This window comes from Cryobacterium sp. MLB-32 (assembly GCF_000738085.1).
Taxonomy (GTDB): domain Bacteria; phylum Actinomycetota; class Actinomycetes; order Actinomycetales; family Microbacteriaceae; genus Cryobacterium.
This window is the reverse complement of record NZ_JPRS01000688.1, coordinates 1-657: the sequence shown is the minus strand read 5'-3', so window position 1 is coordinate 657 and position 657 is coordinate 1. Positions and strand designations below refer to the sequence as shown.

The following is a 657-nucleotide window of genomic DNA, read 5'->3' as shown; positions in this document are numbered from 1 at the left end:
GATCATCATCAAGACGTCTCCCGTATCAAGGGCAGACAAGCTGATACTGACCGGCACCTCACTCCCGTCGTGCTTTCTGCCACTCAGCCCACGGACCATGGGACGGCTCTTGGGGTCAGCGATGGTTTCGTTCGGAAGGTCGCCACGATCCTCCGGAAGATACTCAGGCAACAGCATCTGAATGGGCCGACCGACAAGGTCACCGCGGTCGTAGCCGAACAGCGTCTCCGCCTGGTGATTGACAAACCAAATGACACCCGCTCGGTCCATTCCCGCCAGTGCGTACGGCACGGGCTCAAAGAGACTCCCGAACTTGCCGGTCCTTGAAGCCATCAGACCCTCACTCCACATCCGCCAGGGCCATGCAGTGCATATTCCAGGTTTGAAGCGTTGGATTATCACCGCATGGATCTACAAACTCTGGTGCACAAGAACTGGGCGCTTAACCCACTAAATCAGCCAGACCAGTAGGGGCGGTGAGGCTGATCTAAGGGAGTTCAATCAAATAATGTAGGGCAATCTGATTGATCTAAACAATGTCAATATACTTCGAGCTCCCAACAGAATCAAGACAAAAATGCTCTGAAAATCAGCCTGCCCTGCTGAGCGAAAACGCTGTGTGATCTGGCCACCCTCAAGCTCCTCACACGGCGTGAC

The 657-nt window shown here is 54.5% G+C and carries 1 protein-coding gene; it reads right to left on the bottom strand.

From position 1 onward, the window contains the following. The coding region (locus JF66_RS20910) for a PAS domain S-box protein (protein ID WP_197059536.1) at nucleotides 1-333 on the bottom strand (333 nt) is incomplete at its 3' end. Between the last annotated feature and the right edge of the window lie 324 nt (nucleotides 334-657).